Source organism: Rhizobium sp. P1_C7 (genome assembly GCF_056406295.1).
Map to the genome: position 1 here is coordinate 30,872 of NZ_JBFUAL010000011.1, position 25,758 is coordinate 56,629.

Genomic DNA, 25,758 nt, shown 5'->3' on the forward strand with positions numbered 1-25,758 from the left:
GCCAAGTCGCAGATTTGAGGGTAAACGGCCACGCTCGGGGCCATCGACGGGGATCATATTCTGCCAGGGCTTCAGTCGATCGATCAAGGAGGGGTCGACCGCAGCGGTCATACAACGTGTAATCGACAGATCTCAGAAGGGTTGAGGCCGCCGAAGCGGTAAGGCTGAAATTGCCCCATCGATGGTTGTGACGCGCTAGGTTCTTTGCCGGGTTTTCTGAGATTGCTCGACCGGTCAAGGCGGATTCGAGGTACTCCATCTCAACCGCCATGCTGGAGCCAGCCGGACTTGGCAAGCGAGATGGTCACTTCGGGGTTTCGATGCTGTCGTAGAAGAACTGGATGCCAGCGAAATGGCCGCCGGCGCGGCTGTTACATCAAATGCGTGGCAGTCCACGCGCTGTTTTCGCAGATTGATCTTCGCGCTTTTGTCCGCGCCTTATCCGTGTCTTTCGTACAAACGGCCAACACCCGCAGTGCCACCAAACTCACGGTACCGGCATTCCGGCTGTGACGAAGCAGGAACAGGTTTGCTGTCGTCTTGGGGAAGAAAGTCCGCGAATTTATTCAGCACGCACAAGTGTCAGCCGGTCATCGGAGTTCAAAGAGTTCAGGGCTGACAAAAAGAACTGCATCCTTTGACGGAGACGCGCGTTAACTCTGCGGCAGAGCGGAGTGTGGGGTATGAAGGCAGGGCTCCTGCAAAAGATCTTATCAACGGTAGCGGTCACCCTCATCGTCACCGCCGGCGCGTTCTCGTTGATGAGGACGAGGGACCCAGTCGGGGTCGATCGATTGCCCAGCGACGTCTTGGACGATGCTCGGGGTAGGAGCGCTAGTGTTCCCGAGAGTATACCCGTCAAAGGCCTCCGAGATGTCTTTTGGCGTGTGGTCCATGAAGTCGCCGATGATCGCGTCACACTCATCGCTGCGGGCGTCACCTTCTATCTGTTGCTGGGGCTGTTCCCTTCGATCGCGGCACTAGTCGCCGTCTATGGTCTGGTTGCGGATCCAGGCACCATGGCGGATCACCTCCGCGAACTGTCAGGATTGCTTCCCCCCGGTGCTTTCGATCTCATCGCCGATCAAATCAAAAGTCTGGCAGAAAGCCGTACTTCAACGCTCGGAATAACCTTCTTTGTGGGACTGGGCGTGGCGCTGTGGAGTACCCACAGCGGTACATTGGCGATCTTCGACGCGATGAACGTAGCTTACGAGGAGAAGGAAAAGAGGGGGCTGATAAGGCTGAATCTCGTCGCGCTTTGCTTCACGATCTGCGCAATGGTGTCAGCTGCCGCGATGTTGGGGATGGTTGCTGTCATGCCGCTGGTCCTTTCCTACCTATGGCTTGATCAATTCAAGGAACACATGGCTCTTCTCCTTCGGTGGCCGGTGCTGCTTCTGATGGTTGCTGCAGCCGTCACGGCCGTCTACCGCTTCGGCCCAAGCCGAGAGCCGGCCAGGTTTCGATGGATGACGTGGGGCGCCGTTCTCGTGACGACCTCATGGTTTGCAATGTCGCTCGGCTTCTCGTTCTACCTGAACCACTTTGCCAACTACAGCGCGACTTACGGCACCCTCGGGGCACTCATCGGCTTCCTGATGTGGATATGGCTCTCGATCGTCATCCTGATCGTGGGCGGAGAGCTCAATGCGGAACTCGAACATCAAACAGCCAAGGACACCACGACTGGGTCGCCTTTGCCGATGGGATCGCGTGGCGCGTATGTCGCAGATACGCTCGGACCGACGGCAGACCAACTTCGGTAGCAGTTTTGCTGCATACGCCGTCCAGGCGGCGGGCGATGCGCCATGAGCCAATCCTGACGCTCAGGCGCAGAACCTTCGTTGCGGCCAACGACGCCCTTTGGGCAGCGGGAGATGTCGCTTCGCCAATTGAAGACACAGGCACAAGCGAAGGAAATCGAAGAGCAAGACGGCACCATCAAGCTCACGCCTGAAAGCCCTGCCGCTTCACAAGAGCGCCTGCGTCTTTATATGCATATGGCCCGAGACCGCGGTTAAATGATTTCCGGGGTCATTGGCGGCTTGGAGCTCTTGCTTTTTTGGGAGCCGAAACACCGCTTTCCCGCTCAAGCTTTTTGCGGGCGAGTTTGCGAACCCGCCTGATGCCTTCGGCTTTCTCGCGAGCACGTTTTTCGCAGGGCTTTTCGTAGTGCTCCCTGAGACGCATGTCCCGGAAAACGCCCTCGCGCTGTAACTTCTTCTTTAAAACACGCAGAGCTTGCTCAACGTTGTTGTCACGTACCAGAACCTGCAATTTAAGCTCCTTGGATCACTGACGTCCTCATAGATCCATCAGCATCGACGATCAAGATCTGGAAGCCTGCGCGAACGGATTTTGACGACAATTCACTAAGCTCCTCGCCACCGACTTGGTCGGTTTCTTCCGGTTGCCGAGGAGGAACTTTTCGGTCCGCTTGCAGGTGAGACCACCCCGGACGATTGTCGCACAGCACCACTCACCGACCCCGCCGCCGAACTGACCGGCTCGCCCAAGCTCCAATAGCCGAAGGTTGATCAGTTACCCGAACTGAAATCCGCAATCTCCCAGGATCCGGTCAGTTCTGGCGGATCCAGCGGTTTCGCGTCGTGAACTGCCTCTTGGACTAAATGTCATCCAGCACCGTAGTTTCCTTGACAGAGGCCGAATTCCCGCGTGGATAACGGAAGGGAAGCCAAAGGTGTTGCCTCCAGAGAGCCCTAAGACTTCCCTTCCTCTGGCATCGAAATTCGTCCCATTAGGTCGGTCCCCGTTACGCCCTACTTAAGCCGCACCGTTCGGTTGCCATGCGGAGCATATAAACGAACTCAGACGCAAATGCCACCAATCTCCGCGAATCGTCAGGCCGGAATTGCGCCCGCCAAATGCCCGACTAGAGAAGTGCCATTTTACACAGTTGAAACTGTTCATTCGGCACCATCTCAGTGTTCGGTTGAACAGGCAAAGTGGATTGAGCTGCAAGAATCGGGTGGTCGCGCCATCCAAGCAATTCCGTATGCCTTGGCTCCCGCTCAAGGAGATCAAGCATGGGCATGTTGCAAGGCAAGGTGGCTATTATCACTGGCGCGTCGTCGAGGATCGGCCGCGCAGCGGCGATGCTATTCGGCGCCGAAGGCAGAGGCAGGCCGGCGTTGGAAGATGTGGCCGACGCCATTCGGGGCTTGGGGGAAGAGTGCGTATCGTATTCGGCGACGTCAGGCGGCCGGAAACACACGACGAACTTGTATCTGATGCCGTGAAGTCATTCGGCGGTCTGGATGTTGCCTTCAACAATGCGGCAACGGTCGGCCCTCTAAAGCCGCTCGCGGATGTTGCAGTATCGGAATGGCAGAAGACGCTTGCGGCGAACCTCACATCAGCCTTCCTCGCAAGCCGTTGCCAAATCCCCGCCATGCTCGAACGAGGGAGCGGCGGGATCATCTTCCCATCAAGTCTTGTAGGTACGAGCGTCGGGCTTCCAAGGATGGGGGTCTATGCGGCGGCCAAGGCGAGACCAATGGGTCTCGTAAAGGGAATTACCGCAGATGATGCTAGCCAAGGCATCAGGGCAAACGCAATCCTGCCTGGTGTAGATACCGCAATGGCTGGCGACGAAGCCCAGAAAGAGGGGGCCGCGAGCTTGCACGCCATGAAACGGATTGCCCAACCGGACGAGATCCCCAGAGTCGCCCTATTCCTTGCCAGTCCCATGTCAAGCTTTGTAGCCGGCTCTGCATAGTTCGCCGACGGTGGAAATTCCGCGGTAAAATAGTAACACCAGATCCAGGTCGTGCCCGTCATGAGAGCTCGATACGTTCATTTCAGCCGCTTGGCGCTTTTCGCAAGTCGGTTCCGATTTGGGGAGTGCATCTGAAGATCCCCGACTTGCGGATTGAGGCAATAGAGACATGAATTCGTCTGCAAAGATTTGGCTTGTCGAGGCGACATCATGATCTCGTGATGGAAAACGCCCCAATCTTTAAAGCCGCTTTGTCCTTTGTCTCCGTAAGCTTGGCACAACGGCGACGATCTGCGTGATTGCTTTCCATCACTGCCACTCGAACGGTAGAACCGCAAAGCGCTCTCCCGCCTATGCACACATACGTCCTTGACGGCGGGATATGCATCAATATGTTCTAGTTTTTATATTGCGCAATTAAAAGTGTATTCCGTGGAGATTTCCGATCTACAGGCGCGCCCAGAGTGGGCCGATACAATTGCTTCCCGTGCTTGGAATGCCTGGTGGACCGATAGCGGCGTTTCTCTGTCTGAATATCGCGCCCATCTGGATCCTATGATTGAGGGGGACGACATCCCTCTTGCTCTTGTTGCAAATGAGCACGAGAGGTATCTCGGCTCGGTCCTACTAATCGAAAATGATCTCGATGATCGGCCACAATATTCCCCATGGATCGCCGCTCTTTGGGTGGAACCGGAAGTAAGGCGAAACGGAATTGCAGCAAAATTGATAGAAGCCGCTCGCTACGAGGCTAGAAGGCGCGGATACGGTCAATGTTATCTGTGCGCGACCCCCGAAAACTCGCCTTATTACCTTGCCCGCGGTTTTGAGCAAATTGAAAGCGATGTATCGGGGTTGAATGTCTTTAGGATCAAGTCTTGAGCGCTTCAGGCCGCGTCGCGACGAAAGCTGCGCCCGGAGAGCGCCGCCAATTGCGGCCATTGCGACTGCCGCTGCTTGGGCCTTGTGTAGAAAAACAAAAGTCCGGCAGTAATACCGGGCTTTTGTGATCCATCTAAATGCTGCCCTGCACGGCATGCAGTCCGGCGTAGACTCCGCCCGACGCCATCAGGTCGTTATGGGTGCCGTCCTCGGCAATACCATTTTCGGTCAACACCAATATCCGGTTCGCATGGCGCACAGTGGACAGGCGATGGGCAATGACCAGCATTGTCCGTCCCTTCGCCAGCCCCAACAGAGCCTGCTGAACCGCTCGCTCGCTCTCGTTGTCGAGGGCACTGGTGGCTTCGTCGAAGATCAGAACCGGAGGGTTTTTCAAGAAGGCGCGGGCGATGGTCAGTCGCTGCTTCTGCCCGCCCGAGAGCTTCACGCCCCGCTGACCAATATCGGTATCATAGCCCTGTGGCAGCGCCATGATGAAGTCATGCGCATTGGCCGCGCGGGCCGCCGCCACAACCTCGTCCCTGGACGCATCGGGCCGGCCGTAACGCAGGTTTTCCCATACCGTGCCGCTGAACAGATAGACGTCCTGCTGCACGATACCTACTGCGCGTCGCAGTGAGGCCAGTTCGATGTCGCGGACATCCCGATCATCGAGTGTGACACGACCTGCCTCGACATCGTAGAAGCGCGGCAGGAGACTACATAAGGTGCTCTTGCCCCCTCCCGACGGCCCGACGAGGGCGACGAATTCACCGGCCTGGATCGTCAGCGAGAGATCGCTGAACACCATCCGCCCCTCTGCTTCATAGCGGAAGCGAACCCCCTCAAAGCAGATTTTGCCCCTGACCGGCCCAAGGGGCAGGGCGCCGGGCCGGTCGGCAATGTTGGGCACTTCTGCCAGCAACTCTATGGCGCGGGTGAAGCCGGTATAGCCCTCCTGCCAGAGCCGGATGAAATTATCGAGCCGCCGCAGGGGATCCATCAGAACGCCGATCGTCATGAGCAGCGCCAGCAGATTTCCTGCCGATAGATCGCCGGTAACAATCCGAAGCGAGCCGATCATGATCACTGCAATAGTAGCGAGCTGGTAAAAGCCCTCCATGCCCGACCACAGCATGGCCTCGCTGCGATAGCCGTCCCTCCGGCTTTGCAGAAAGCGCTGGTTTTCAGTATCAAAGCGGTGCAGTTCGTCTGCTTCATTGGCGAAAGATTGCACTACGCGAATACCGCCCAGTGCATCTTCCACTCGCTCATTCACTCCGGCAATCCGCTCCTTGCTGGTGCTTAGCGCCAGTTTCATGCGCCTGTTGAAGTAGAGCGCATAAGCAATTGCAAGCGGAATCATTGCAGTGATTACCGATGCAATCAGCGGGTCGATCCACACCAGTAGGGCCATGGCGCCCGCGAACTTCAAGATGCCAATGGCGGCGTCTTCTGGCCCATGGTGGAAAAGCTCGCCAAGCCAGAGCGAGTCATTGCTGATCCGGCTCATCAGTTGGCCCGTGCGTTGCCGGTCATAGAAGCTGAAGGAAAGCTTCTGGCAATGTTCGAACAAGTCGCGGCGCACTTGCGCCTCGATGCGCGCACCCATCACATGGCCTTTATAGTCTACGAAATAGATGGCGATGGCCTGCACCACAAAGGCTGCCAGCATGATGATGGCCAGTCCGAAGACTTGTTCAAAGGCATCGGGCGCCTGCATCAGATCGGGAAGACGGGAGATGATGACATTGGTAGTTGCCGGTAAGACAACTGCGGCCGCTGCGACAAGCACGGCAGCACCCATCACCGCCGCAAACAGTGGCAGATGCGGCTTGTAATAACAAAGAAAGCGTCGGAACCGGACGCGTGCTTTTTTCTGCGCAGCATTGTCGCCGGCGCGGCGGAAAGAAAGAAGGCTGGGAAAGGAGCGGCTAGAGCTGTCTGGCGCGCTTTTGGCCCCGTTGGAAGATTTGGAATGCATGAACGATCATGTCCTGTTGCAGATGAAGTGCGGCTTTGGACATGATGGTTTTCATTGTGAATCTCCCTCGGGGTTAGCGCAGCATCAATAGCAGCGTCACGCGACGCCACAACCCGTCAAAGTCACAAAACGATATAAATGATAACTTCGCAACATAGCGTGGATCCGCCTAGGACATTTGGCATGGCAAGCGCGACACGTGCCATGTCCGCAATGGGTCGACAGCCCTCATGGCGCAAAAGCGCCAATTGCGGTCATCGAGAGCGGCCCTAATGATGGATCGGCAAAACGTCGGACGAGTGGCCCCTGACCTAATGTTGTACAACACAGCTAACAAATTTCTCGACGCTTCCCCTAATTTCACGCCAATCGGGAAGAGAGGTGCGAGAGTAACCAACATCGACATCAATATCTGACGGTACCTAAGTATAATGCTGGCACTGGGGATATTTTCCATCGGACGAGTACTGGGGGGGCGACCGCAGCATATCACGTCTGTTGTTCGGTGCATCTCCTGATGAAAGAAGATATCCTTCTCGCCGCGACGGGGCGCAATCTTATATGATTGCAAACCAAAATTGTCTTCGATGGGACGAAGCTTGGTGGTGTCTGCAGACCGTGCGTATACTGAAAGATGTATTTGTTTTACCTCGGACAATTCCGCTCGATAGTTGATAAGGATGCTTATCCAGTTCTGCTTTCCCGCCGCGATCTTTCCATGCATCTCTTTCAAGGGATATGGCTGCAACGTATCCTTGTGAGCATAGAGGAGTACCGCGCCCTCGTAGCCGATCATGCCATCCGGAGGGTAAAACGGGCCGGGAAGATACAGTTTCGGAATACGGAGTTGGAGACTGTCCTTTCCTTTTCTTGGAAGTGTCCCGGTTAGAATGTCCCCGCCACTTTCAAGAAAGCTACAGTTGGGGTCGCTCGCTGGCCAACCATCTGCGAGAGCCGGCTGCCAGCCCTATCGTCACCAGCCACCTCGTTCCTATAGCAAAAAACCGGTACATCTCCCCTCGCGCGAACCGAAGACAAGCTTATTTCGGAAAGTGCATTATTGCGAAGGTATCACTATGCTCTTTTCAAAGAGTAAGGGAGATCAATAGAAATTTCGATTTCCGCTTAGGGCCGCCAACTGCGGTCATTGCAAGAGGGGCTCATAGGACAATAGACTAGGTCATCCAGCATGGAGGTCAGCCATTGCCATACGTCAAAGTTGAAATTGCAAAAGGAATTGCCAGCGTCGATCAGAAGCGTGCTGTCATTCGAAGGATGACCGAGGTTCTTGTCGAGGAGCTTGGCCGCGATCCTGAGTATGTCTTTGTCGTGATCGATGAGGTGGACACCGACAACTGGGGTAGGAAGGGCCTATCGCTGACCGACTTATGGCAACAGGCTAAGACGGATACACCTTAGAAAACACTGACGCTTCAGGGAAGCGAAGAAATCAAAATTGACGCGCTGTGGTCGCTTCGGGCCGCAAGGGGTAATGGCTCAGAAGCGCCACGAGCGGTCATCCAACAGCAGATATTTGAGGAGTCCCTTTCAAGGCCTGCCGTCAGTGAACTCAACCAAGTCCCATAGATTTCCGTAGAGGTCTTTGAAGACAGCGACCAAACCGTAATCCGCTTCCTTCGGTTCACGCGCGAACTCCACCCCGCGATCAACAAGGAGCCGATAATCCCGCCAAAAGTCGTCGGTTCTCAGAAATAGGAAGACGCGCCCTCCGGCCTGATTGCCGATCCATTGCGTCTGATGGTCGGTGGAAGCGCGGGCAAGTAGGACTGAACAGCCCTTACTTCCACTTGGGCCAACAACCACCCAACGTTTTTCCTGCTCCGGCTGATAAGTATCTTCGATCAGATCAAAGCCTAGCTTCCCGACGAAGAAGGAAATCGCTTCATCGTAGTCTCGGACGACCAGCGCAATATGAGCGAGAACCTGCGGCATGACTCACTCCTCGGTACAACACCATCGAGCACATAACCGACAACGGAGCGACAGTCACCACGACGGGGACGCGCCAATTGCGGTCGGTGTCATATCATTGCCTTAGGCGCTGTCTCAGGCCGGGAGGCCATTGAATGGCGCAAGTTATTTTTCTGCACGGAGCGTCGAGCAGCGGCAAAACAATGATTGCCAAAACACTACCGAAACGCATCGAGAAAACCGTTCTGGCATATATCGATTGATCACCTGCGTGACGCTGGCGTGCTTCCAACCGAGCGCTTCAAGAATGGCGATTTTCGCTGGGCTGATGCCCGGATGGCCTTCTTCGATGGGTTTCATGGGTCGCTGAAGGCATACGCGGATGCCGGTAACGATCTCATTCTTGAGCACATTCTTGATACTGAGGGATGGCTAGAAACACTTGCCAATCTCTTGGCAGACCACGATGTCTTCTTCGCCGCTGTGCACTGCCGGCTCGAACTTTTGATTGAGCGCGAAGCCGCGCGAGGTGACAGGTCCATGGGGAGTGCCAAGCGGGATTTCGAGACAAGATCGTAGCGGCATATTCATACGCCACATTTCGGATAGATCGGACCATCTCGTAGAATGCGGGTGAACGAAATTCACAGAGACTGAAGGCGGGATTCTAGACTGCATGATTATCGAGCAGATGACCGCCGAGTAGCGAATGCAAGCTCCTCGCAATTGTCAGCTTGCCGACACCGGGCAAGCCATTCAGATGGATTAGCATGAAGTCCTCGACCGAATTGGAAATGCCTGACTCTCTGACAGATGATCCCAAGCTCTCCAAAAATGCGCAAGGGTGCAAACGCGGTCGCTGTGGTATTCACCAGTCGCCTCGCCTCTCAACGACGTGGCTGCCGAGGGCCGCTTAGGACCGCCTCCAGACGAACGCCTCGGCCGGAACGCGCCAGAAGCAGACATTCTGTGTCAGTGGTGGTACAGACGTCAGGGCAAATTTGGAGGACCTGATGAGCAAGTCAAAGCTGCTGTCTGGTGGCAATCCGCAGATACCCAAAGGTGAAGGTGATCCCCCGGTTCAGGCATATATCGATGCAATGCCAGGATGGAAACGCCCTGTCGGGAAGCAGCTCGATGATCTGATAGTACGTGTTGTTCCCGATGTGCAGAAAGCCGTTAGGTGGAACACCCCCTTCTACGGCGTTGCAGAAAACGGCTGGTTCGTAGCCTTCCACTGCTTCGAAAGGTACATCAAGGTGACCTTCTTCAAAGGTACGTCCCTGTCGCCGCCCCCGCCAATTGCCTCTAAGCAAGAGGATGTTCGCTACCTGCATCTTCACGAGGATGAACCATTCGATGAAGCCTCGCTGAAGAACTGGATTATTCAAGCGGCTCGGTTGCCAGGTGCAACTCGATAAGTCGCGATGGGGCTGCCGTCCGCTTCGGGCCAACAGCCGTCATGGCGCAAAAGCGCCATTTGCGGTCAATGAAGCCTCTGCGTTGCCAACAGTGAATTTGATCACGTAAAAATTGATGCGGGGCAACATCGGGAGCGTCAGCTGATAATTTTCATTTACGTCGTCGTCGCGATCCTCCTCGTTTGGCGATCAAAACGAAACGTTTCTGTCGATGTCTTTGCTTGCTTGTTTGGCGGACATGTTCACATTCTACGCTTCCGTCGATAGGCGTCACTTCTTGCAGAACAAAGGGCGACAGTGGTCATTGGCAGACGAACGCTTTGCGCGCCACAAGTGGACTTGCGAGACCGCGAAAAGCAATAGGCCCGAATACAGACCAACTTATCTGGGGAAAGCGTCAAACCTCTCCCAGCCTTCGCCCCGCGCCAACTACAGTGATTGCCGAATAAGTTATCCTTCCCACGTATCGAGATTGCTGCTTATGACTGATACCTCCCGACTGCTTCGTATCGCCGTGGAAGACAACATCGCTTGGTGTAGTAGGGTCTGCTCTGCACACGGATCGAACGAAACGAGGTCTTCGGGAGCCTGGGCGAATTTGGTTATTTCGCCGCCGTTTTATCCGAACATTATAACTCGCGAAAAGGCCGTTCAGAACGAAGTTGCTGTACTCGCTCGCAAAGTTCGTGAAGCCAATCGTTCTCGAAATTGGGGGATCAAGGATAGCTTCGGAGACCTAAATCTTACTGACCAGGGTTTCGAGCGGATACTCGCCGGGCATTGGTACGGTGGCTCGGATTCGGGCGACGGGTCTATCGGATGGAAGACCGTAAGCACTCCAGCCGGATTGCATTTATGGGAAAGAGCTTGGGGTTCTCCTGAAGACACGATTTTTCCCAGCACCTTACTTGATGATCATAAAATAAAGTTTTGGTTCAAGGGTGGGCTCGGCACAATCGAGTCTGGCTTTATAAGCTTTGACACCGGATTTTCGCTTGGGGTATCCAATTGGTTCTCCCTCAAAAGCCATTCATTCGCACAGATGGGAGTTTTGAAAGTTGCAGGATCGGCTTCTCAAGGGCGACCTATCGTATGCTGGTCCACGGACGATCTTAGCGGTGAAGAAACGGGGTTGGCGAAACTTGGCCCGCTTCAGGTCTGGATATCTCAGTAATCCAATGAGCGATGCTTTGACTGCTTCGGGTAGACCTCGACCGGACATTACCGCATCGCGCCAAATACCGCGTACGTTCGTTCGTTGTACCTGATTTTTGCGACGACACCTGAAGGTCCGACCACGCACTCTTCAGGAGTGAAATTCTTAGGCAGGCTGCCAGCTTTCGCTTGGATGACTTCCATCTTGCTGAACATATCGAGTTTTGCAGACCGCTTTATTCGTTCAACCGTGATATCGTCGTTGCCTATGAATACGAAGGCGAAATTCCCCTCGTCGGACTCATATTTAGCCTTGGTAAGGAACGTGTTTATTCTGATCGCGAGATCGTCGCTTCCGTCTAAGCGATCTTGATAGGGCTGGAGTACACACACCGCTTGCACGGGTAGCGGCGATAACTCTTCAACGTGCAATACACTCCCCATGGATGCGTTCCTTAACGCCTTGAGGAGCGGTGTCCCGTTAGCCAGTTCAGCAAAATTCTTCCGCGCATACTCGACGTGCGGTTGTTCTTCATTGGAACGCAATCTGGAGAGACCTTCCGAAGGCAACCGCCTTAAGGGGGAAGAGGTTTCATGCTGCGCCAATACGGAAGACATTCCTCGTCGGCCCAGCTGCATTCCTGTCAATGATATGCGGCTGGGGCCGGAAGCAGACTGTCAGCACGGCTAGCGTTCGAAGGTGAGGTGGACGGTGCCACTCGGTGCCGTTTCTGCCTTGACTGTATAGCCACGCTCTAAGCCGCGCATATCGTCCCACAGACGGATGCCGCGCCCGAGCAAAATCGGCGTGATAGCAACATGAAGGCGGTCGACAAGGCCGGCCTTGAGATAGTCGCGGACGACGGTAGGACCACCGCCTATCCTCACATCCTTGCCGTTTGCGGTTCTCACAGCCCGCTGGAGCGCATCAACGGGGGTGCTTTTGAGGAAATGGAAAGTGGTGCCTCCAGCCATCTCTATGGAGGGCCGTGGGTTGCGGGTGAGGACGAAGACCGGAACCCGGAATGGTGGCTCGTCGCCCCACCAGCCACACCAGTTCGGATCGTCGGGAAAGTTGTGGAGCCCGAACATTCCAGCGCCCATAATCTCGGCACCCACGTTAGCGAAGTACGCCTTCGCGTATTCGTCATCCACGCCTGTCGTCCCTGCTCCCGTGGTATCCTTGAACACGCGCTCACGAAACGTTCGCGTTGCAACATATGCACCGACGAGACGCGGCCAGTCCTCGCCGAACGGGGCTTCGGGCGTCTGGTCCGTCGTTGTCGCGAAACCATCAAGCGAGATAATAAGATCGACACGAACTACCATAGGGGTCCTCCTTGCGCGTTGTTGTACCAAAACCGCCCCAATGATCAGGATCTGACACTAAGGCAAGTACCTTTATATTAGAGGCCCTATACTAAGGCAAGTACCTTTTTTAGCCTTGACTGGCGCACCCTCCCACTTTACGCACGCACATGCCTTACCATTCAAATCCGCTCGACCTCGCCTTTCACGCTCTCAGCGACCCGACCCGCCGCGCCGTGGTGTCGCGGCTAGTCGAGGGCGAGTTGCCGGTCAGTGCCCTGGCCGAGCCTTTCGACATGGCGCTGCCCTCCTTCGCCCAGCATCTCAAGGTACTGGAAGATTGCGGGCTGATCGTCAGCCAGAAGCGCGGGCGCAGTCGCTGGTGCCGGCTGGTGCAGGCGCGCTTCGACGAGGCGGCGGACTGGATGGAAGCGGAGCGCCGGCGCTGGGCCGCGCGGTTGAATCGGCTGGAAGTCTACTTGGATAAAACGGAAGAGGATGATGAAGGACATGGCAACCCTGCTTGAGACATGGTCGCTCGACCGCGAGATCGTGCTAGTGAAGCTGCTTAACCATCGCCGCGAGAAGGTCTTTGCCGCCTGGATGGACCCCAAGGCATTGGTCGAATGGTATGGTCCGGCCGGCCTCAATATCGAGAGCCACGAGGCCGACATCCGCGAGGGCGGGGTCTGGCGGTTCGACATGGTGGGTGTGTTCGAGGGGAAGGAACAGCGCTTCCCAAACCTCATGCGCTTTCTGGAGATCGTGCCGAACGAGCGGATCGTCATGGACTATGGAACGCCCGATCCTAACGATCCCGACCGTTTTCGCGTCACGGTGACCTTCGATGAGCAGGCCGACGGCAAGACGGTGCTGACCATGCGCCAGCTCCACCCCAGCGCCAAACGCCGTCAAGTGGTCATCGGCTTCGGCGCGGTGGGATACGGGCTGCAGACGCTGGACGGCCTCGCCGCCTGGCTGGACGGTTAAGCCATGGCCGCTCGTTGCCGCTCGCGTCGATGGCCGAGGCGGCGCAGATCGATCTGCGCTTGAACCGACTGCGTATGACCGCCCTCGGCAGCTTCGCGCCAAAGAGCGGTCATTGCGGCGGCTTGAGCGCAAAGCTATGTATTGCGGCTGTATGCATCAGCAATGGAGAAACAAAATTATCAAGATAATGGTATTGCTGCACAGCGCCGTTGGCATGGATTGGCAGTCTCCCCCTATAGGCACGAGCCTGAAGACGTTGAGCGAAGCCGAAGAGCAAGGCTTCATCCTTATCCGCGGGGAATTTCAGAAACGACAATTCCGTCTGACACAACGGGGCTTCGAATATGTTGAGCGCGACAAGCGGCGTCTGGAAGCTCGCAGGCTCTAAGCCAATCTCGTCACGCTGAAGCCAATTGCGCACTTCCGTTTGCTACGCTGGCGTTTTCACACGGATAGCCGAGCCGATCACGTTTCGGATCAATGGGTTGAAAACACGCAAAGGCGATTTTTGTCGCCGATGCTAACATGAAGTATGCGATTGATTTTTATAACGATTTGGCTTCATGTCCAGAGGACGCCTCCTGCGTGATTTTCCCCACGGTGCCGAACTAAGGCCGCGGCCAAGGAAGCGCATGGCTCAAGCAAGCCGATCCATCGGGCAACTCAGAGAAACCTCTCAGAGTCAGACCAAGGTCCGATTTCCAAACCTTGAAGTGGTGTTACCTTCGAATGTTCAAGTCCGTGTCGCCGAAGAAAGAAATGCGAGGGTGTTCAATGTCCGAAGGCGTGATTACGGAGATTTTCGACGCTCAGCAACATCTTGCCAACCTTTCGCGGCTCGATCGTCGTCGTTTGCTTCGGCGGATCATGGACGAGATCGTGGCAGCTCGATCGTATGGTCTATCCAACGGCATATTCGAGGATGCTGTGGCATTCGAGCGATTGATCGCCAGCACATGCGACCGCATCGCCGAGATCGCCAGTATGGACGACGCGGGCTTCAGACGAGTGCTCGCGGAATTCGCCAAGCTCATCATCAAAATGAACGATCTTGTCAGCCCAACGCCTTCCGGCGCGAGGGTTCTTCACTAGCCGCCCGAGGCAGGGATGCTGATCGCGATGATGGAATTTCTTCCGTCGTCGCGTTGGTCTCATGGGCTCACCTGAACTGAATGAAAAGGAGACCACGATGCGTGTCCTGATCGTTGAAGACGAGATGACCATCGCACTCGATATCGAAGCCATGGTGCTCGCGGACGGGCATGAGGTCATCGGCATCGCGCGAACCGAAAAAGAAGCGCTGGAACTTGCGCCTGAGGCCGAGATTGCTCTGGTTGATATCTGCTTGGCCGATGGATTGAGCGGCCCTCAGCTGGCGCGCAAACTCCTCAAGGGGTTTGACATAGCCGTCATCTATGTCACCGGAAGGCCAGAGGTCGTTCTCGATGGTGAGGCTGATGGTGTGGCTGTTGTCAGCAAACCCCAGACGCAGGAAAAAATCATTGAAGCGATCCATCTTGCAGCCTCTTGGAGAAACGGCAGGACGTTGAAAGATCCGCAACACGCCACAAAGCTCGATGATCCGACGTGACTACTTCACTTTGGTCTGTAGCCGCACACGATAGACCATCGAGCGGCTCTTCGAACCGGGTCAGCTTGGCCACCCTTTCCTTCGCGGCTGCAGACACGGTATCGTCGTCGAAGCAGCTCTCGCTCATGATGTGCAAGAAATTCCGTGCCATTGTCTGGCCCCTACTCGTCGAGCCGCTCGATCTATCTACCGATCGTTCGCGAGTGAGGACCAGGAGAGGCTTTGGGTCCGACAAAAGAGAGCTTCAGGACTTGAGCCCGATAGCAGCTCCCAGTTGGCGGCCGCTGAGGAAGGATGCGAATATCTCGCCATCGTGGTCGTGTTCCAACGCTGGGAGGATGATCGCGCTACCGACGGGATTGTACATAATCCGGCTCCTGCTGCTCCAGGGAGCCGCGGATCTGGTCAATCTTCCCGTACGCGTCGCCCACGCCCAGAATTGCCTTCGCCCGTTCGAAAACGGCGGGACTGACTGAACCTGTCTTGGTGGCTGATGCCAGGGCGGCTTCGAGTGCGTCGTCGCCGAGCAGGGGATCTCCCGGGGGTGGTGACATCCCGTATTCGATTTCGTACTGCGCGTACGCCGTTGCGTATGCTGCGATCTCTGCCATGCGAGGGTCGGACGTGTGCATCAGCGCCCGATAGTTACGGTTGAGCGAGTTCAGTCCCGCCATTTGCGGTGCGATCTTCGTTTCCGCAGCGTTGGTTTTGACGTTCTTCTTCGACGGGTCCGCATGCTTGTGCGTGCCGGTCTCAGACTTTTCCTTGGTTCCCGAAGACGACTTGATGTTGCTCGACCCGGCGCTGCCGCGGCCGGAATTGCCGCCGTTTCCGTTTCCGTTGCCGCTGTGACCGGAATTGCCGCCGCCGCTACCGTTTCCCCCGCCGCCGCCGTTCCCGCCGCCGTTTCCTCCCCCATGGTCGCCCCCTTTCGCGTATGCGTACGTTGCAGTAGGCAGGGGCGCTAGAGAACTGGCGGCAAACACCATTGAAAGCGCCAGAACCGGCCCGAACGTTGCAATACGCATGATTTCCTCCAGATTGCGAATAAGAGAAGTCATGCTAGCGGACGATTGAAGCCGATACATCGGGCGAAAGTCTTACCTTGCCCTGACTTTGGTCCTACTGGTTGGAATACCAGTCGCTTGGGTTCTGGGACCAAAGTCTGATGAAGCGTAGTACCTAGGTCCGACTGCCTTGCTTTTTTGGAACAAGCAGGCGATCTCATATGTCGTTCCCTGCGTAGGACCGGCCGATGACAACGAAAGAGGCAAGGGCATGGATACCCGCAAGCGCGACTTTCTAAGGTTGATCGGTAGTGCCGCCGTCTTCGCTGCGGCCGGCCTTTCGGCAAGCCGACATTCCTTTGCCGCGGGTGGCAATGGCAATGGGGGAGGGAATGGAAACGGCGGCGGGAATGGAAACGGCGGTGGCAACGGCAACGCTGGCGGCAATGGCAATGGGGGAGGCGGAGGAAACGGCAGCGGGAATGGCAATGGCAGCGGCAGCGGCAACGGTGGCAGCAAAAGCGGTGGCGGCAGCGGTGCCAGCAGCACGTCAGATGCCGGAGCGCAGGCAAGACAAGGTGCCGATGGTTCCATCGATATTCGCCATTCGAATGGAATAACGGAAACGCTTCGCAACGGGCGTTACGTCATGAAAGACTCAAAAGGTCGCATGATCATCAGCCGACCGGCCACAACCGCCGATGCCCGGCGGCTAAATCGCCTCCTGCGCTAGCGCCGCTCTCGCCACAGCAGGGCAGCCTCGGTCCTGTTCGTGACACCAAGCTTGGTCAGGATCTGCGTCATGTGGTGCTTGACCGTCTTTTCCTGGAGACGAAGTTGCAGACCGATGTGCTTGTTCGACAGGCCCTGGGCGACCAAATCCATGACCTCCCGCTCTCGAGGGGTAAGGACATTCTTGGTTGACGCTTCCGGGCTGAGTGAGCGCTCCATCACTTTGGCCGACATGGCCGGGGAAATATAACGCGATCCGTCGAACACAGCTCGTATCGCTTGCGCGAGTCCTCGCGAACCGACCCCCTTGAGAACATAGCCCATCGCTCCCCGTTGAAGCGCGGCGACCAGCGTATCGACTTCTTCCGACGCAGTGAGCATCAAGATCCGCGTATTGGGACTTTTCGACAGAACGTTGCCGATCGCCGATAGCCCGTCTCCCGGCATCGAGACATCGAGGAGCATGATGTCCGGATGGTTATTCGAGGCAATCAGCAGGGCATCATCGCTGTTCGTGCCTTCTCCAACGACCATAAAGTCGCTCACTTCGGAGAGGCTACGTGTCACTCCCTCCCGAAACAGTGGGTGGTCGTCGACTACGCCGATGGTGATGGGTGTCATTTCATTCTCCGGCTTCCATTGGCTCGAAGGTCATCGTCAATGTCGTACCTCCTTCGCCGGTCCTCACGTCGAAGTCTCCTCCGAGGCTGTCGATGCGCTCTCGCAATCCCGCAAGGCCAAGGCTCGCAGGCCGGACCTCCGTCGGGTCGAAGCCCTCTCCGCGATCGCTGACCTCGATCTGTACATGACCGTTGTGCGAGATGACCCTGACGGCCTGCTCAACGCCACCTCCGTGTCGGTAGGCGTTGTTCAGCGCTTCCTGAATGAAACGATAGATACAGATCTTTACCGCGGGTGCGATTTCCGGGCCATCTTCGTCGATCGTCGATTCGACCAGGGTTTCGGTCTTCTGCTGGTGGGCCCCGACAACGCGCTCCACGATCTCCGTGATCGACGCCTTTTCGATCTGTGGCAGCACCAGCCCTTTGCAGATGTTACGGATTTCGGTCATCGCCTCGGCAAGGCTGGAGCGGATCCAGGCAAGCTCCTTCTCCCGCGCTGCCGGCTTTGTAGCGGCGTCGACGAGCAGTTCGCTGTCCAGGCGAAGCGAAGCATATGCGATATGCTGGGCGGGACCGTCGTGTAGATCGGCGCCGATGCTGCGCAGGTATGTTTCATTCAACTCCGCTGCACGCTGTGACGCACGCTGCAGCCTTTGCTGCAGGCCCTGGTTCTCGGCAAGCAGCCGCGACAGATCATCGACCCGCCCTTTAAGATCCTTGCGTTGCGCTTCAATCGTTCGACTGCCGCGAAAAACGAGGGCGGAGAGGATCAGGAAAAAGATTGCCGTCACACTGGCGACCGCAAGCCAGCTCCGCAATCTCGCCCGCGCCAGACTGTCCTTGAGCCCTTCTGCGGTCTCATAGAACTCAAGCACCGCCACAGCCTGTCCGGACCACGGCTGGAGGACCGGGTTATATATCTCCATGAGCGGCTTGCCGAGGATTCGTTCTTCGGCACTCTCCGGATCGGAGGCGAGTTCATAGTTTGCGACCAGCGAGCCGGCGAATGCCCGCCGTAGCTTGTTGCTTACCGGGAACGTCTGCCCCACCAGTTTTTTTTCGTTGGAGTAGAGGATCGTGCCATCGCCGCGCCAAAGCTTGAACGAGACCAGCCGGCGCCCAAGGGCACCCTGCCCGAGCGTTTCATCCAGCGCCAGCGCGCTCGCTTCGTCCAAGGGAGCTTCCTTCTGCATGTCCGGAAGCAAAGGCGCGACCACGCTGTCGACGTAGAGCGCTGTGGCCGCTCCGGAATTGTAGATGACGGCATCCTCGATGAGATGCGTTACGACGAGCCCCACGGCAAACATTGCAGCAAGTGAAACGAGGCCCCCCGCGACGAAAAACTGCGAAGCGAGTGAGCGGGCATTCCAGTGACCGAGCCAGTCCATTTGTGACCTGATAAGAGAAGTATGCGCTCAACCTATGGCGTTTCCAGAACTTTTCCAGCTTAGTTTTCGTTTGTGCCGCCAATGACAACGCAGGAGCCTCCGACGCTGACGGCCAACTCGCTTGTGTCGCCGGATCTGGCGGTGCCGAAGGAATGTCCGAAACATTTCTTAATCCTTGCATAAGAGACAGCATTTGCATCCGCTGCACCTACGTGGGATTGTGTTTTAGCACACCAACAACATCCGCGACGGTGAGACTCGTGAGACCGATCATCATCATCGGTTCAAGGGACGACGACTTCTGCCTTTTTGCGCGAGATCTACTCGCGCAGGAGGGTTTTGAAGCAGTCCTGATGACCGGCCAGCCTGATGCAACCGCTGCCGCCTGCATTCGGAAGCGATCGCATACATGCTCAGCCGACACCGATTCTCCCGAACAGCGATCAGCGTTCGTCCCGGCCCGCGTCCTGTGCTGCCTGTGCGAGGAAGCCTCAGGTGCCCTCAAGGAGCAGAAGGCTCACACCCGGCTGTCTTGCGGGGACATCGAGATGGATGCTTCGGCCCGACGTGTCTGGAGAACTGCCATAGAGGTACACCTTCCACGCATCGAATTCGAAATCCTGCGGAGCTTCCTCAGGGAGCCAGACCGCGTCTTCCTGCGGCAAGAGTTGATCGCGATGGCCTGGCCTCCTGGGGTTTTCGTCGACCCGAAAACGGTGAGCGTTCACGTCGGACGGTTGCGCAGGGCCTTGGCACGAACCTCGTCGCCGGATCCGATCCGGACAGTGCGTGGTGTGGGCTATGCGCTCGCCGCGAGCGGCCTTACCTCAGCTTGACAAGGGGGGAACGTGATGTCTTGCCGCAACATCGTTATCACCGGGGGACGCATCGTCACTGGCGACGGCACGACGGATTATGAAAAGGGAACAATCCGGATCAGCCAACAGACGATCGTGGATGTTGCGCCAGGAGATGCGAAACCCGCAGAGGGTACCATCGTCATTGATGCCAGCGGCTGCACCGTGATCCCAGGTATCATCAATGCGCACGCGCATGGATGCATTTGCGGTCCTTCCATGCCGAGCGGATCGTTGCCAATTCGCCAGATCGATCTGGACTATCACAGAAACCGGCACCTGCTTTCCGGAACCACCACCCTGCTGAATGTATGTGGCCTGGCCACACCCGACGAGATCGACGGGCCTTTTGGCCAGCCTCATCCATTGGACATTCACATAACGACGGCGCACACACCAAGCAATGTGGCGGCGGCGATGGCGATCGATGGGCAAGGCCTGTCAGATCGGCACAAGCGCGCCAGGATCGACCATATGATCGAGCGGGGTGCCAAGGCATTGGGCGAAGCCGGTGGCGGGCAGACCCTTGGCGGGGGCGCGCAGGACTATCGATTCATACCGCTCGCCATCAACGCGGCCACCGGCATAACCGTGCATCCGAACACGGCGCGCAGGCTCAAGGAGGCCGTACTCGGTCGATATCTCGACGCCGCGGAGCCTGAAGGGGAGGTCTTGGACGTTTTGCTCGCTGAAAGCGGACTGGGCACGCACATGAACCGCTACGACGTCTGCCGTCTGATCACGGAAACTGTCATGCCGGCTGTCGGCTTATCCCTCGAAGGCTTGAGCGAGATCGCAGAAGCGTCCCATCGTCTCGACCGTCCCGCCATCTTTCACCATGCAGCTCCCACGGCTCGCACTCTGATCAGGCTCGCTGAACGCTACCCGAGGGGTCGCTTCGTTGCTGGGCACTCCAACCACCCGTCGTTTCTTCCGGAAGAGGGGGTCCGATTTGCGTTGGAGCTCAAGGCGCGCGGCGTGGTGATTGATGTGTCCACGCTTGACTGCATCGAAACGCGCTGGCGAAACAACACAGCAAACATGGATGCTCTGGTCGAGGCGGGACTGGTCGACACGCTTTCAACGGATTTTGCAGGGGGCGACTGGGACAGCATCCTGGCAGCCATGCATCGCATGGTCCGCAAGCGCCAACTGTCTCTCGCAGGGGCCGTGGCACTTGGAACCGGCCACGTTTCGCAAACCTTCCCAGAGATGGCGGCAGATCGGGGTCTCCTCGAAATAGGCCGGCGCGCCGACGTCACGATCACCGACAACCACAATCTTGGCCGTGTTCGCCATGTGCTGGTGAACGGTCAGGTCGTGGTTTTCAATGGCGCACTGAGGGCCGAGTGCCGTTCAGGATGATCGCTTGCGGAACGCAGCTCGCGAAGAAGGGGTCCGATATCACCGGCCGCGGCGGAAAGGACGCCATCGAGGACCGCCTTCTGCTTCGACCGCGAGAGAACCTTCCGTGTCAGGATCAGAAACTTGGCTTCCATCGCCGGCCATCCCATCGGTCTGCGGGGATCACCCAGAGGACCGCCGAGTTCGGAAACGTGTCGGTGTGTTCGGGTCTCCACGACAACACGAGCAAGCGTCTCGCCGGGGAAGAGCCGGTCGATATCGGGATCGAGCTCTATCTTCACTTTCCGTGCCAGTCGAGTGATGTCCTCGCGGCCCAAAAGACATTCGCTTGTCGGAACGAGCGCATTGCGGCCCTCGACAAGCGCCACGGCCACACAATAGGGCAAACTGTACTGAATCTCGACCAGAGTGGCTGGCCGAACCGCATTACCGAGTCTTGCCGCCCAGCCGAACGTTTGAACCTCCACGGATACGACGTCGCCCGGTGCCAGGTCGTATCGTCCGACGAGCTCGAACACCCTGTCGAGCGCGGGATGAATATAGCGGCAACAGGCGTATGGCTTGAAATAGGTATCCGAAATCTCCCACCGTCGACCCATTCCAGACAGGAGCCGTTTGGCATCATAGTGGCTGTCGTAATCCAGCAGGTCCAGTGGACCGGTGTAGCCGTGGCGAGCCAGCGAGAGCGCCATCAGGCCGGTTGCGACGCTCCAGGGGATCCCTTCCTTGACGTCGTTGCCGGTCAGCCGGGAGTAACCCGAACTGCCGTTCGCCTGCTGGTTTGGCGCCAATACCCCTGCAATCGCAAGCGCCTGAGAAACAGCGTCGGGTTCGACCTTGAACAGGGACGACATTGCTCCGACGGTGGCAAGAGCTGCCCAGCGCCCTGTTTGCCGGGTTGAGATACCAAGTGGATTTTGCGCTGCCGCCACCCGAACCCCAATCTCGTAGCCGGCAATGATTGCCGACAGGACCTCGTCGGCTGTGGCGCGAACGACTGGCGCAAACGTCAGGACTGCGGGAATAACACAAGCACCGGGATGACCCCGCGCCGCGCGGTTTCCGTCATCGATGTCGAGGGCCGATGCAGCCGCCGTATTGCTCATCACCGCAGAGATCGGCGTGGCCATTCGATCGACCATCCAGATGCTCGCGCATCCGTCGCCCAACAGTTCGTTTCCGGCTCCTCGTGCGGCAACGCTGCTCTTGATCGTATGGCCGGCAATCGCGGCCCCGACAAGATCGAGAATACATCGCAGAGCGAGTTCGCGCACCTCGGCGGGGCACTGCGACGGCGTTATCGACTGGACGTGTTGTGCAAGAACCTGGGTCATGTGCATCGCATTCGTTCCCGGCGTTCGTTGGTCTGCGGGCGAGCTGGCAATTCACAAGATCAACCACCTGCCTTCAGGGCGAGATACTTCTCGTAGGTCGCCTGCGCGACATAGAGATCCAGCATCGGAAGTCCAACACATGTCACGCAAACCGGAGCGGTTGAATCGACCTCAAACCCAACCGGTGCCGAGAGTTCCCGAATGCCGATCAGGGGGCCGATTTCCTCGAGAGACAATGTTCGCCTGGAAAAGTGCAGGGCAATGCTCTGCGAATTTCTTCGCGACACGGTCTTGATGTCGTCGCAGACGACCAGACCGGTCCGAAGGGCCCGCTGGAGGTACGCTTCCGGGACCTCGTTTCCACCGAGATGGAGCGTAACGGCGTTTGGGCCCAGTTCGTCGTCGTCAAACAGCGGGCTGCGCGCATTGGTCGCTGTGATCACGACCCCGCAGCGTCTTAAATCAGCGTGGTCAAGGACCGGATGGAGTCTGAACGAGGTCCGACCGGCAAAGTCCGAAATCAGTTTGTCCAGTGTCTCGGTCGACCGCCCTCGAACGAATACGTCCAAAATCAGCTGCGCATGGCTGAAGTTCAGGCACTCGATGACGCTGCGAGCGACGGGCCCGGTACCGAACAGAAAAACAGACAGACCAGCGCGGCTGCGTGCAAACAGATCGACGACGTTTGAGGCATATGTTCCCGTTCGATGGGCCGAAATTGCGGTGCCGTCCAAGATGACCAAGGGGCGAAGGGTCCGCTTTTCAAGCAAGAGCATGGTCGAAGTCGAGCGCGGCAGCCCAAGATACCGGTTGAAGGCATTTGCCCCGATGACTTTGACACCCCCGTATGTCCCATTGACGCTATAGAGGCAGGAAAGCTTCCATCCCAGACGCTCGTTGGCGAATTTGGCTCTGAAAGGCGCAACGCTTGCCGCCTGCCAGAACTCTTCCTCGGGAAGCGAAAGGACAGCCTTCGCGCCGTAAGACGTTCCGCCCCTAATGTCGTGCCATGCAGCGGCAACAGCCGCTTGGACTTCCTCGATCGTCAGTTCGGCGCCTGTCAAACGCAACTCCTCCCGGCTCAGAAAACGAACGTCCTGGTCCTGGCATACAGCTTCATTCAGCATTCTCTCCTCCATCGGCAAGCCACGCTTGGAAGGAAACAAGCTAGCACCTGTTGGCAGGGTCTTTGGGCGAAGCTTTGGCGACGTTTCGGCGAACTTATTGTCCGCCGGGCACGTCGCAGCCGGGATTGAGGTGAGGCCTCATTCGACGATAGCCGTCACCAAAGCGGTAATCTTGCGACGAAGATTTCTGTCTACGATCCGGCAGAAGGCAATATTCAGTTCTTGGCCCTCATCGCTCGCGAGGAAGGACAGGATCGCGTTATCTTCATCACGGAACGGCGAGGTCTCCTGTGCCCCGAAGAGCCATGGCACAGGAACGCCAAGCACCAGCGCCAGCGACTGCATCCGCCCTGCACTGACGCGCGTGAGGCCACGCTCATATTTCTGCAGTTGTTGATAGGTCACTGCGATCGCCTCGGCGAGCTGGCGCTGGGTCATTTTGTGGGTCCGGCGCAGCGCTGCGATTCTCTGGCCAACGGCAGCGTCAAGGTAATTGGATTTCCTTGCATCGTGCATCATTGGTTTATCCGTCGAAAGATCTGGTGAAGTGCCGTCCTACGGACTTTCATCAGTGGCGCATGGATATGCGCGCTTTGGTTGGCCGAAAATTTTGCGCGCCTGCGTCGTGAGAAGGGACTGACGCAGGAGGATGTCGAGTCACGGTCTGGCTTTAGCCAGCAGTATTTGAGTGGCCTGGAGCGCGGCAAGCGCAATCCGACGATCGTCACGCTCTACGAACTCGCCCAGTCTATCGGAGTGAGCCACATCGATCTCGTCCGGGCCGACGAAAGCGCTGATTGGCTTCAACCCACTCCTATCCCCTTTCAGAGCTCACATGGACTGCCTTGTGTGCGAGAGTAACCCGGTGTGACGCCATCGGGATCAGCCGACGGGCGTCGGTCAGGCAAACCGGATCAATGACGGCGTTCAGCACGCAGATATTGCTTCCCGTATGTGCGATGATCTTGCCCCAGGGATCGCATACCAGCGAGTGGCCGAAAGTCTGGCGGCGCTCTCCATTGGGCACCGGGTAGCTTCCGCATTGGCCGCATGCGATAACATAGGCTTGGAACTCTATCGCCCGTGCGCGACACAGGACCTCCCAATGAGCTCGTCCTGTCTGGCGGGTGAACGCTGCCGGCAGAACAAAGATGTCGGCTTTTTCGCTTGCGAGGCGATCGAACAGGCGCGAAAATCTCAGGTCGTAGCAGATCGCGCAGGCGATCCGATAGCCGTTGAGCTCGTAGATCAGAAGGTCGTTCCCAGCGGTGACAGTGGTCGATTCCGAATAGGTCTTGCCGTCAGGCGAGGTGATGTCGAACAGATGGATCTTTCGGTACAATCCGACCTGCTCGCCCCGCGCATTGAAAACCACTGACGTGTTGAAGACGCGATCGTTTTCGGCGTCTCGCTCAAGGAGACTGCCGGCATGGATCCACACGGCGTTGTCCTTGGCAAACTGCTGGACGAGCGCGTATGCTTCTCCCCCGGGGACGGAGGCAGCCACGCGCTTCTTGTCGTCAGCGGTTCCGCCCATCCAGTCGAAATGCTCCGGCAGAACGATGAGGTCCGGACGGCCGGCCATGGCGTCCCTCATGAGCCTCTCTGCCTGGGCGAAATTGTGCTTCTGGTTGGGCTGCGAGTTCATTTGAACAAGCGATATCTTCAAGGTGTGGTCTCCTCGCGAAAATCAAATATTGATCGGCCAGAGGCCAGATGGTGACGGATGTCCACCGAGCGTTGTTGGCGTTCGAGCGACGCTTCGGCGAGTTCACGCATCCGTTCGGGATCAGCAACAAACACACCTTCATTGTCCGCAAGAACCGCGTAGCCGGGGAGTACCGCGGCGGCCCCGCAGGCTATCGGCACATTGAGGGAACCCCCGATCTGAAGCTGGCGGTTTGTGGTTTTGGCCGACACCCCGCGACACCAGACAGGAAGACCGACGCTGACGATTTCATCGACATCGGTGCAGGGCCCGTCGATGACGATTCCTACGGCGCCCTTCGCCTTCGCCGCCGTTGCGACACCGCCTCCGACGCAGGCAATGTCATCGCGGTCGACCCGCGAAATCACCAGGACATCACCAGGCAGCAGTCTGTCGATCGCCCTGTAGACAATGGTCCCGTCGCGGCCAGGAGCCGCGACGGTGAGCGCTGCCCCAGCCACTCGTGCAGGAAACACGGAGCGAATATTGTCTCCAACAAACCCCAGGTGCTCGACATGGCCGATGGTCGCCGTGTCTACGCAAGACAGCAGTTCGACCAAATGATCGGGCAGGGGCGGGCAACGATCCATCATTCGATAATGCGCCGTCATC

General features: G+C 57.4%; 29 protein-coding genes and 2 pseudogenes. 16 read left to right on the plus strand and 15 right to left on the minus strand.

Annotation, left to right across the window (positions count from 1 at the left end; all coding sequences use genetic code 11):
- Window positions 1–683 precede the first annotated feature (683 nt).
- Entirely contained in the window at window positions 684–1,769 is a 1,086-nt protein-coding gene (locus AC1D2R_RS18140) for a YihY/virulence factor BrkB family protein (protein WP_477969050.1), read from the plus strand.
- A gap of 268 nt (window positions 1,770–2,037) precedes the next feature.
- On the opposite strand, the gene rpsU is transcribed toward AC1D2R_RS18140, so the two are convergent.
- Window positions 2,038–2,280, minus strand: a complete 243-nt coding sequence (rpsU, locus tag AC1D2R_RS18145; protein WP_477969052.1) for a 30S ribosomal protein S21 — start codon at window positions 2,278–2,280, stop codon at window positions 2,038–2,040.
- Window positions 2,281–3,050: 770 nt separating this feature from the next.
- On the opposite strand from rpsU, the pseudogene AC1D2R_RS18150 reads away from it, so the two are divergent.
- Together AC1D2R_RS18150 and AC1D2R_RS18155 are read left to right on the plus strand one after the other, a co-directional pair.
- Window positions 3,051–3,742: pseudogene (locus AC1D2R_RS18150) on the plus strand (SDR family oxidoreductase).
- A gap of 432 nt (window positions 3,743–4,174) precedes the next feature.
- Entirely contained in the window at window positions 4,175–4,624 is a 450-nt protein-coding gene (locus AC1D2R_RS18155) for a GNAT family N-acetyltransferase (RefSeq protein ID WP_477969054.1), read from the plus strand.
- A 133-nt stretch (window positions 4,625–4,757) separates the two neighbouring features.
- Here AC1D2R_RS18155 and AC1D2R_RS18160 read toward each other — a convergent pair whose 3' ends face one another.
- Window positions 4,758–6,608, minus strand: coding sequence for an ABC transporter ATP-binding protein (locus AC1D2R_RS18160; RefSeq protein WP_477969056.1), 1,851 nt, complete (start codon window positions 6,606–6,608; stop codon window positions 4,758–4,760).
- 1,203 nt (window positions 6,609–7,811) lie between these two features.
- On the opposite strand from AC1D2R_RS18160, the gene AC1D2R_RS18165 reads away from it, so the two are divergent.
- A complete protein-coding gene (locus tag AC1D2R_RS18165; RefSeq protein ID WP_037067617.1) occupies window positions 7,812–8,027 on the plus strand; it encodes a tautomerase family protein in 216 nt (71 codons plus the stop codon).
- Window positions 8,028–8,156: 129 nt separating this feature from the next.
- On the opposite strand, the gene AC1D2R_RS18170 is transcribed toward AC1D2R_RS18165, so the two are convergent.
- On the minus strand, window positions 8,157–8,561 hold the full coding sequence (locus AC1D2R_RS18170) for a VOC family protein (protein ID WP_477969058.1): 405 nt from the start codon (window positions 8,559–8,561) through the stop codon (window positions 8,157–8,159).
- A gap of 134 nt (window positions 8,562–8,695) precedes the next feature.
- On the opposite strand from AC1D2R_RS18170, the gene AC1D2R_RS18175 reads away from it, so the two are divergent.
- The 4 genes from AC1D2R_RS18175 (at window position 8,696) to AC1D2R_RS18190 (ending at window position 11,135) form a co-directional block, all read left to right on the plus strand.
- Window positions 8,696–8,803 (plus strand): phosphotransferase-like protein, encoded by a 108-nt coding sequence (locus AC1D2R_RS18175; RefSeq protein ID WP_477969060.1) that lies wholly within the window; start codon window positions 8,696–8,698, stop codon window positions 8,801–8,803.
- A 19-nt stretch (window positions 8,804–8,822) separates the two neighbouring features.
- Window positions 8,823–9,119 carry a phosphotransferase-like protein gene (locus tag AC1D2R_RS18180; RefSeq protein WP_477969062.1) on the plus strand — a complete coding sequence of 99 codons (297 nt, stop codon included), beginning with the start codon at window positions 8,823–8,825 and terminating at the stop codon, window positions 9,117–9,119.
- Window positions 9,120–9,553: 434 nt separating this feature from the next.
- Window positions 9,554–9,961 (plus strand): DUF1801 domain-containing protein, encoded by a 408-nt coding sequence (locus AC1D2R_RS18185; protein ID WP_477969064.1) that lies wholly within the window; start codon window positions 9,554–9,556, stop codon window positions 9,959–9,961.
- Between the two features lie 481 nt (window positions 9,962–10,442).
- Complete coding sequence (locus AC1D2R_RS18190) at window positions 10,443–11,135, plus strand: hypothetical protein (RefSeq protein WP_477969066.1); 693 nt, start codon at window positions 10,443–10,445, stop codon at window positions 11,133–11,135.
- Window positions 11,136–11,182: 47 nt separating this feature from the next.
- On the opposite strand, the gene AC1D2R_RS18195 is transcribed toward AC1D2R_RS18190, so the two are convergent.
- Both AC1D2R_RS18195 and AC1D2R_RS18200 read right to left on the minus strand, forming a co-directional pair.
- Window positions 11,183–11,734, minus strand: a complete 552-nt coding sequence (locus AC1D2R_RS18195; RefSeq protein WP_477969068.1) for a hypothetical protein — start codon at window positions 11,732–11,734, stop codon at window positions 11,183–11,185.
- A 69-nt stretch (window positions 11,735–11,803) separates the two neighbouring features.
- A complete protein-coding gene (locus tag AC1D2R_RS18200; RefSeq protein WP_477969070.1) occupies window positions 11,804–12,445 on the minus strand; it encodes a dihydrofolate reductase family protein in 642 nt (213 codons plus the stop codon).
- 149 nt (window positions 12,446–12,594) lie between these two features.
- On the opposite strand from AC1D2R_RS18200, the gene AC1D2R_RS18205 reads away from it, so the two are divergent.
- A complete protein-coding gene (locus AC1D2R_RS18205) occupies window positions 12,595–12,951 on the plus strand; it encodes an ArsR/SmtB family transcription factor (protein ID WP_477969072.1) in 357 nt (118 codons plus the stop codon).
- Window positions 12,926–13,414, plus strand: a complete 489-nt coding sequence (locus tag AC1D2R_RS18210; protein ID WP_477969074.1) for an SRPBCC family protein — start codon at window positions 12,926–12,928, stop codon at window positions 13,412–13,414. The genes AC1D2R_RS18205 and AC1D2R_RS18210 overlap by 26 nt, the downstream gene beginning before the upstream one ends.
- 109 nt (window positions 13,415–13,523) lie before the next feature.
- Here the strand turns inward: AC1D2R_RS18210 and AC1D2R_RS18215 are convergent, their stop codons facing one another.
- Window positions 13,524–13,835 carry a hypothetical protein gene (locus tag AC1D2R_RS18215; protein ID WP_477969076.1) on the minus strand — a complete coding sequence of 104 codons (312 nt, stop codon included), beginning with the start codon at window positions 13,833–13,835 and terminating at the stop codon, window positions 13,524–13,526.
- A 353-nt stretch (window positions 13,836–14,188) separates the two neighbouring features.
- Between AC1D2R_RS18215 and AC1D2R_RS18220 the strand changes: the two genes are divergently transcribed.
- Entirely contained in the window at window positions 14,189–14,506 is a 318-nt protein-coding gene (locus AC1D2R_RS18220) for a hypothetical protein (protein WP_477969078.1), read from the plus strand.
- 97 nt (window positions 14,507–14,603) lie between these two features.
- On the plus strand, window positions 14,604–15,005 hold the full coding sequence (locus tag AC1D2R_RS18225) for a response regulator (protein ID WP_477969080.1): 402 nt from the start codon (window positions 14,604–14,606) through the stop codon (window positions 15,003–15,005).
- A 244-nt stretch (window positions 15,006–15,249) separates the two neighbouring features.
- Here the strand turns inward: AC1D2R_RS18225 and AC1D2R_RS18230 are convergent, their stop codons facing one another.
- Window positions 15,250–15,372 (minus strand): hypothetical protein, encoded by a 123-nt coding sequence (locus AC1D2R_RS18230; protein ID WP_477969082.1) that lies wholly within the window; start codon window positions 15,370–15,372, stop codon window positions 15,250–15,252.
- Complete coding sequence (locus tag AC1D2R_RS18235) at window positions 15,353–16,033, minus strand: hypothetical protein (RefSeq protein WP_477969084.1); 681 nt, start codon at window positions 16,031–16,033, stop codon at window positions 15,353–15,355. The genes AC1D2R_RS18230 and AC1D2R_RS18235 overlap by 20 nt, the downstream gene beginning before the upstream one ends.
- Window positions 16,034–16,283: 250 nt before the next feature.
- Between AC1D2R_RS18235 and AC1D2R_RS18240 the strand changes: the two genes are divergently transcribed.
- Window positions 16,284–16,745 (plus strand): hypothetical protein, encoded by a 462-nt coding sequence (locus tag AC1D2R_RS18240; protein ID WP_477969086.1) that lies wholly within the window; start codon window positions 16,284–16,286, stop codon window positions 16,743–16,745.
- On the opposite strand, the gene AC1D2R_RS18245 is transcribed toward AC1D2R_RS18240, so the two are convergent.
- Window positions 16,742–17,365, minus strand: a complete 624-nt coding sequence (locus AC1D2R_RS18245; protein WP_477969088.1) for a response regulator — start codon at window positions 17,363–17,365, stop codon at window positions 16,742–16,744. The two genes, AC1D2R_RS18240 and AC1D2R_RS18245, sit on opposite strands and share 4 nt — an antisense overlap.
- Before the next feature lies 1 nt (window position 17,366).
- Entirely contained in the window at window positions 17,367–18,755 is a 1,389-nt protein-coding gene (locus tag AC1D2R_RS18250; RefSeq protein ID WP_477969090.1) for a sensor histidine kinase, read from the minus strand.
- 260 nt (window positions 18,756–19,015) lie between these two features.
- On the opposite strand from AC1D2R_RS18250, the gene AC1D2R_RS18255 reads away from it, so the two are divergent.
- Together AC1D2R_RS18255 and AC1D2R_RS18260 are read left to right on the plus strand one after the other, a co-directional pair.
- On the plus strand, window positions 19,016–19,591 hold the full coding sequence (locus tag AC1D2R_RS18255) for a winged helix-turn-helix domain-containing protein (protein WP_477969092.1): 576 nt from the start codon (window positions 19,016–19,018) through the stop codon (window positions 19,589–19,591).
- 15 nt (window positions 19,592–19,606) lie between these two features.
- A complete protein-coding gene (locus AC1D2R_RS18260; protein ID WP_477969094.1) occupies window positions 19,607–20,977 on the plus strand; it encodes an amidohydrolase family protein in 1,371 nt (456 codons plus the stop codon).
- Here the strand turns inward: AC1D2R_RS18260 and AC1D2R_RS18265 are convergent.
- The 3 genes from AC1D2R_RS18265 to AC1D2R_RS18275 all read right to left on the minus strand — a co-directional run bounded on the left by AC1D2R_RS18265 (window position 20,926) and on the right by AC1D2R_RS18275 (window position 23,957).
- Window positions 20,926–22,311 (minus strand): MmgE/PrpD family protein, encoded by a 1,386-nt coding sequence (locus AC1D2R_RS18265; RefSeq protein ID WP_477969096.1) that lies wholly within the window; start codon window positions 22,309–22,311, stop codon window positions 20,926–20,928. The two genes, AC1D2R_RS18260 and AC1D2R_RS18265, sit on opposite strands and share 52 nt — an antisense overlap.
- 59 nt (window positions 22,312–22,370) lie before the next feature.
- Window positions 22,371–23,438 (minus strand): ornithine cyclodeaminase, encoded by a 1,068-nt coding sequence (locus tag AC1D2R_RS18270; RefSeq protein WP_477969098.1) that lies wholly within the window; start codon window positions 23,436–23,438, stop codon window positions 22,371–22,373.
- A 138-nt stretch (window positions 23,439–23,576) separates the two neighbouring features.
- The gene (locus tag AC1D2R_RS18275; RefSeq protein ID WP_477969100.1) at window positions 23,577–23,957 is read right to left on the minus strand and encodes a helix-turn-helix domain-containing protein; all 381 of its coding nucleotides are present in this window, start codon (window positions 23,955–23,957) and stop codon (window positions 23,577–23,579) included.
- Window positions 23,958–24,016: 59 nt separating this feature from the next.
- On the opposite strand from AC1D2R_RS18275, the pseudogene AC1D2R_RS18280 reads away from it, so the two are divergent.
- A pseudogene (locus AC1D2R_RS18280) lies at window positions 24,017–24,299 on the plus strand (helix-turn-helix domain-containing protein).
- On the opposite strand, the gene AC1D2R_RS18285 reads toward AC1D2R_RS18280, so the two are convergent.
- Window positions 24,253–25,107, minus strand: coding sequence for a carbon-nitrogen hydrolase family protein (locus AC1D2R_RS18285; protein ID WP_477969102.1), 855 nt, complete (start codon window positions 25,105–25,107; stop codon window positions 24,253–24,255). The pseudogene AC1D2R_RS18280 and the gene AC1D2R_RS18285 overlap by 47 nt on opposite strands.
- Window positions 25,104–25,757 carry an RraA family protein gene (locus AC1D2R_RS18290; RefSeq protein ID WP_477969104.1) on the minus strand — a complete coding sequence of 218 codons (654 nt, stop codon included), beginning with the start codon at window positions 25,755–25,757 and terminating at the stop codon, window positions 25,104–25,106. Before AC1D2R_RS18290 ends, AC1D2R_RS18285 begins: the two co-directional genes overlap by 4 nt.
- Window position 25,758: the final 1 nt, after the last annotated feature.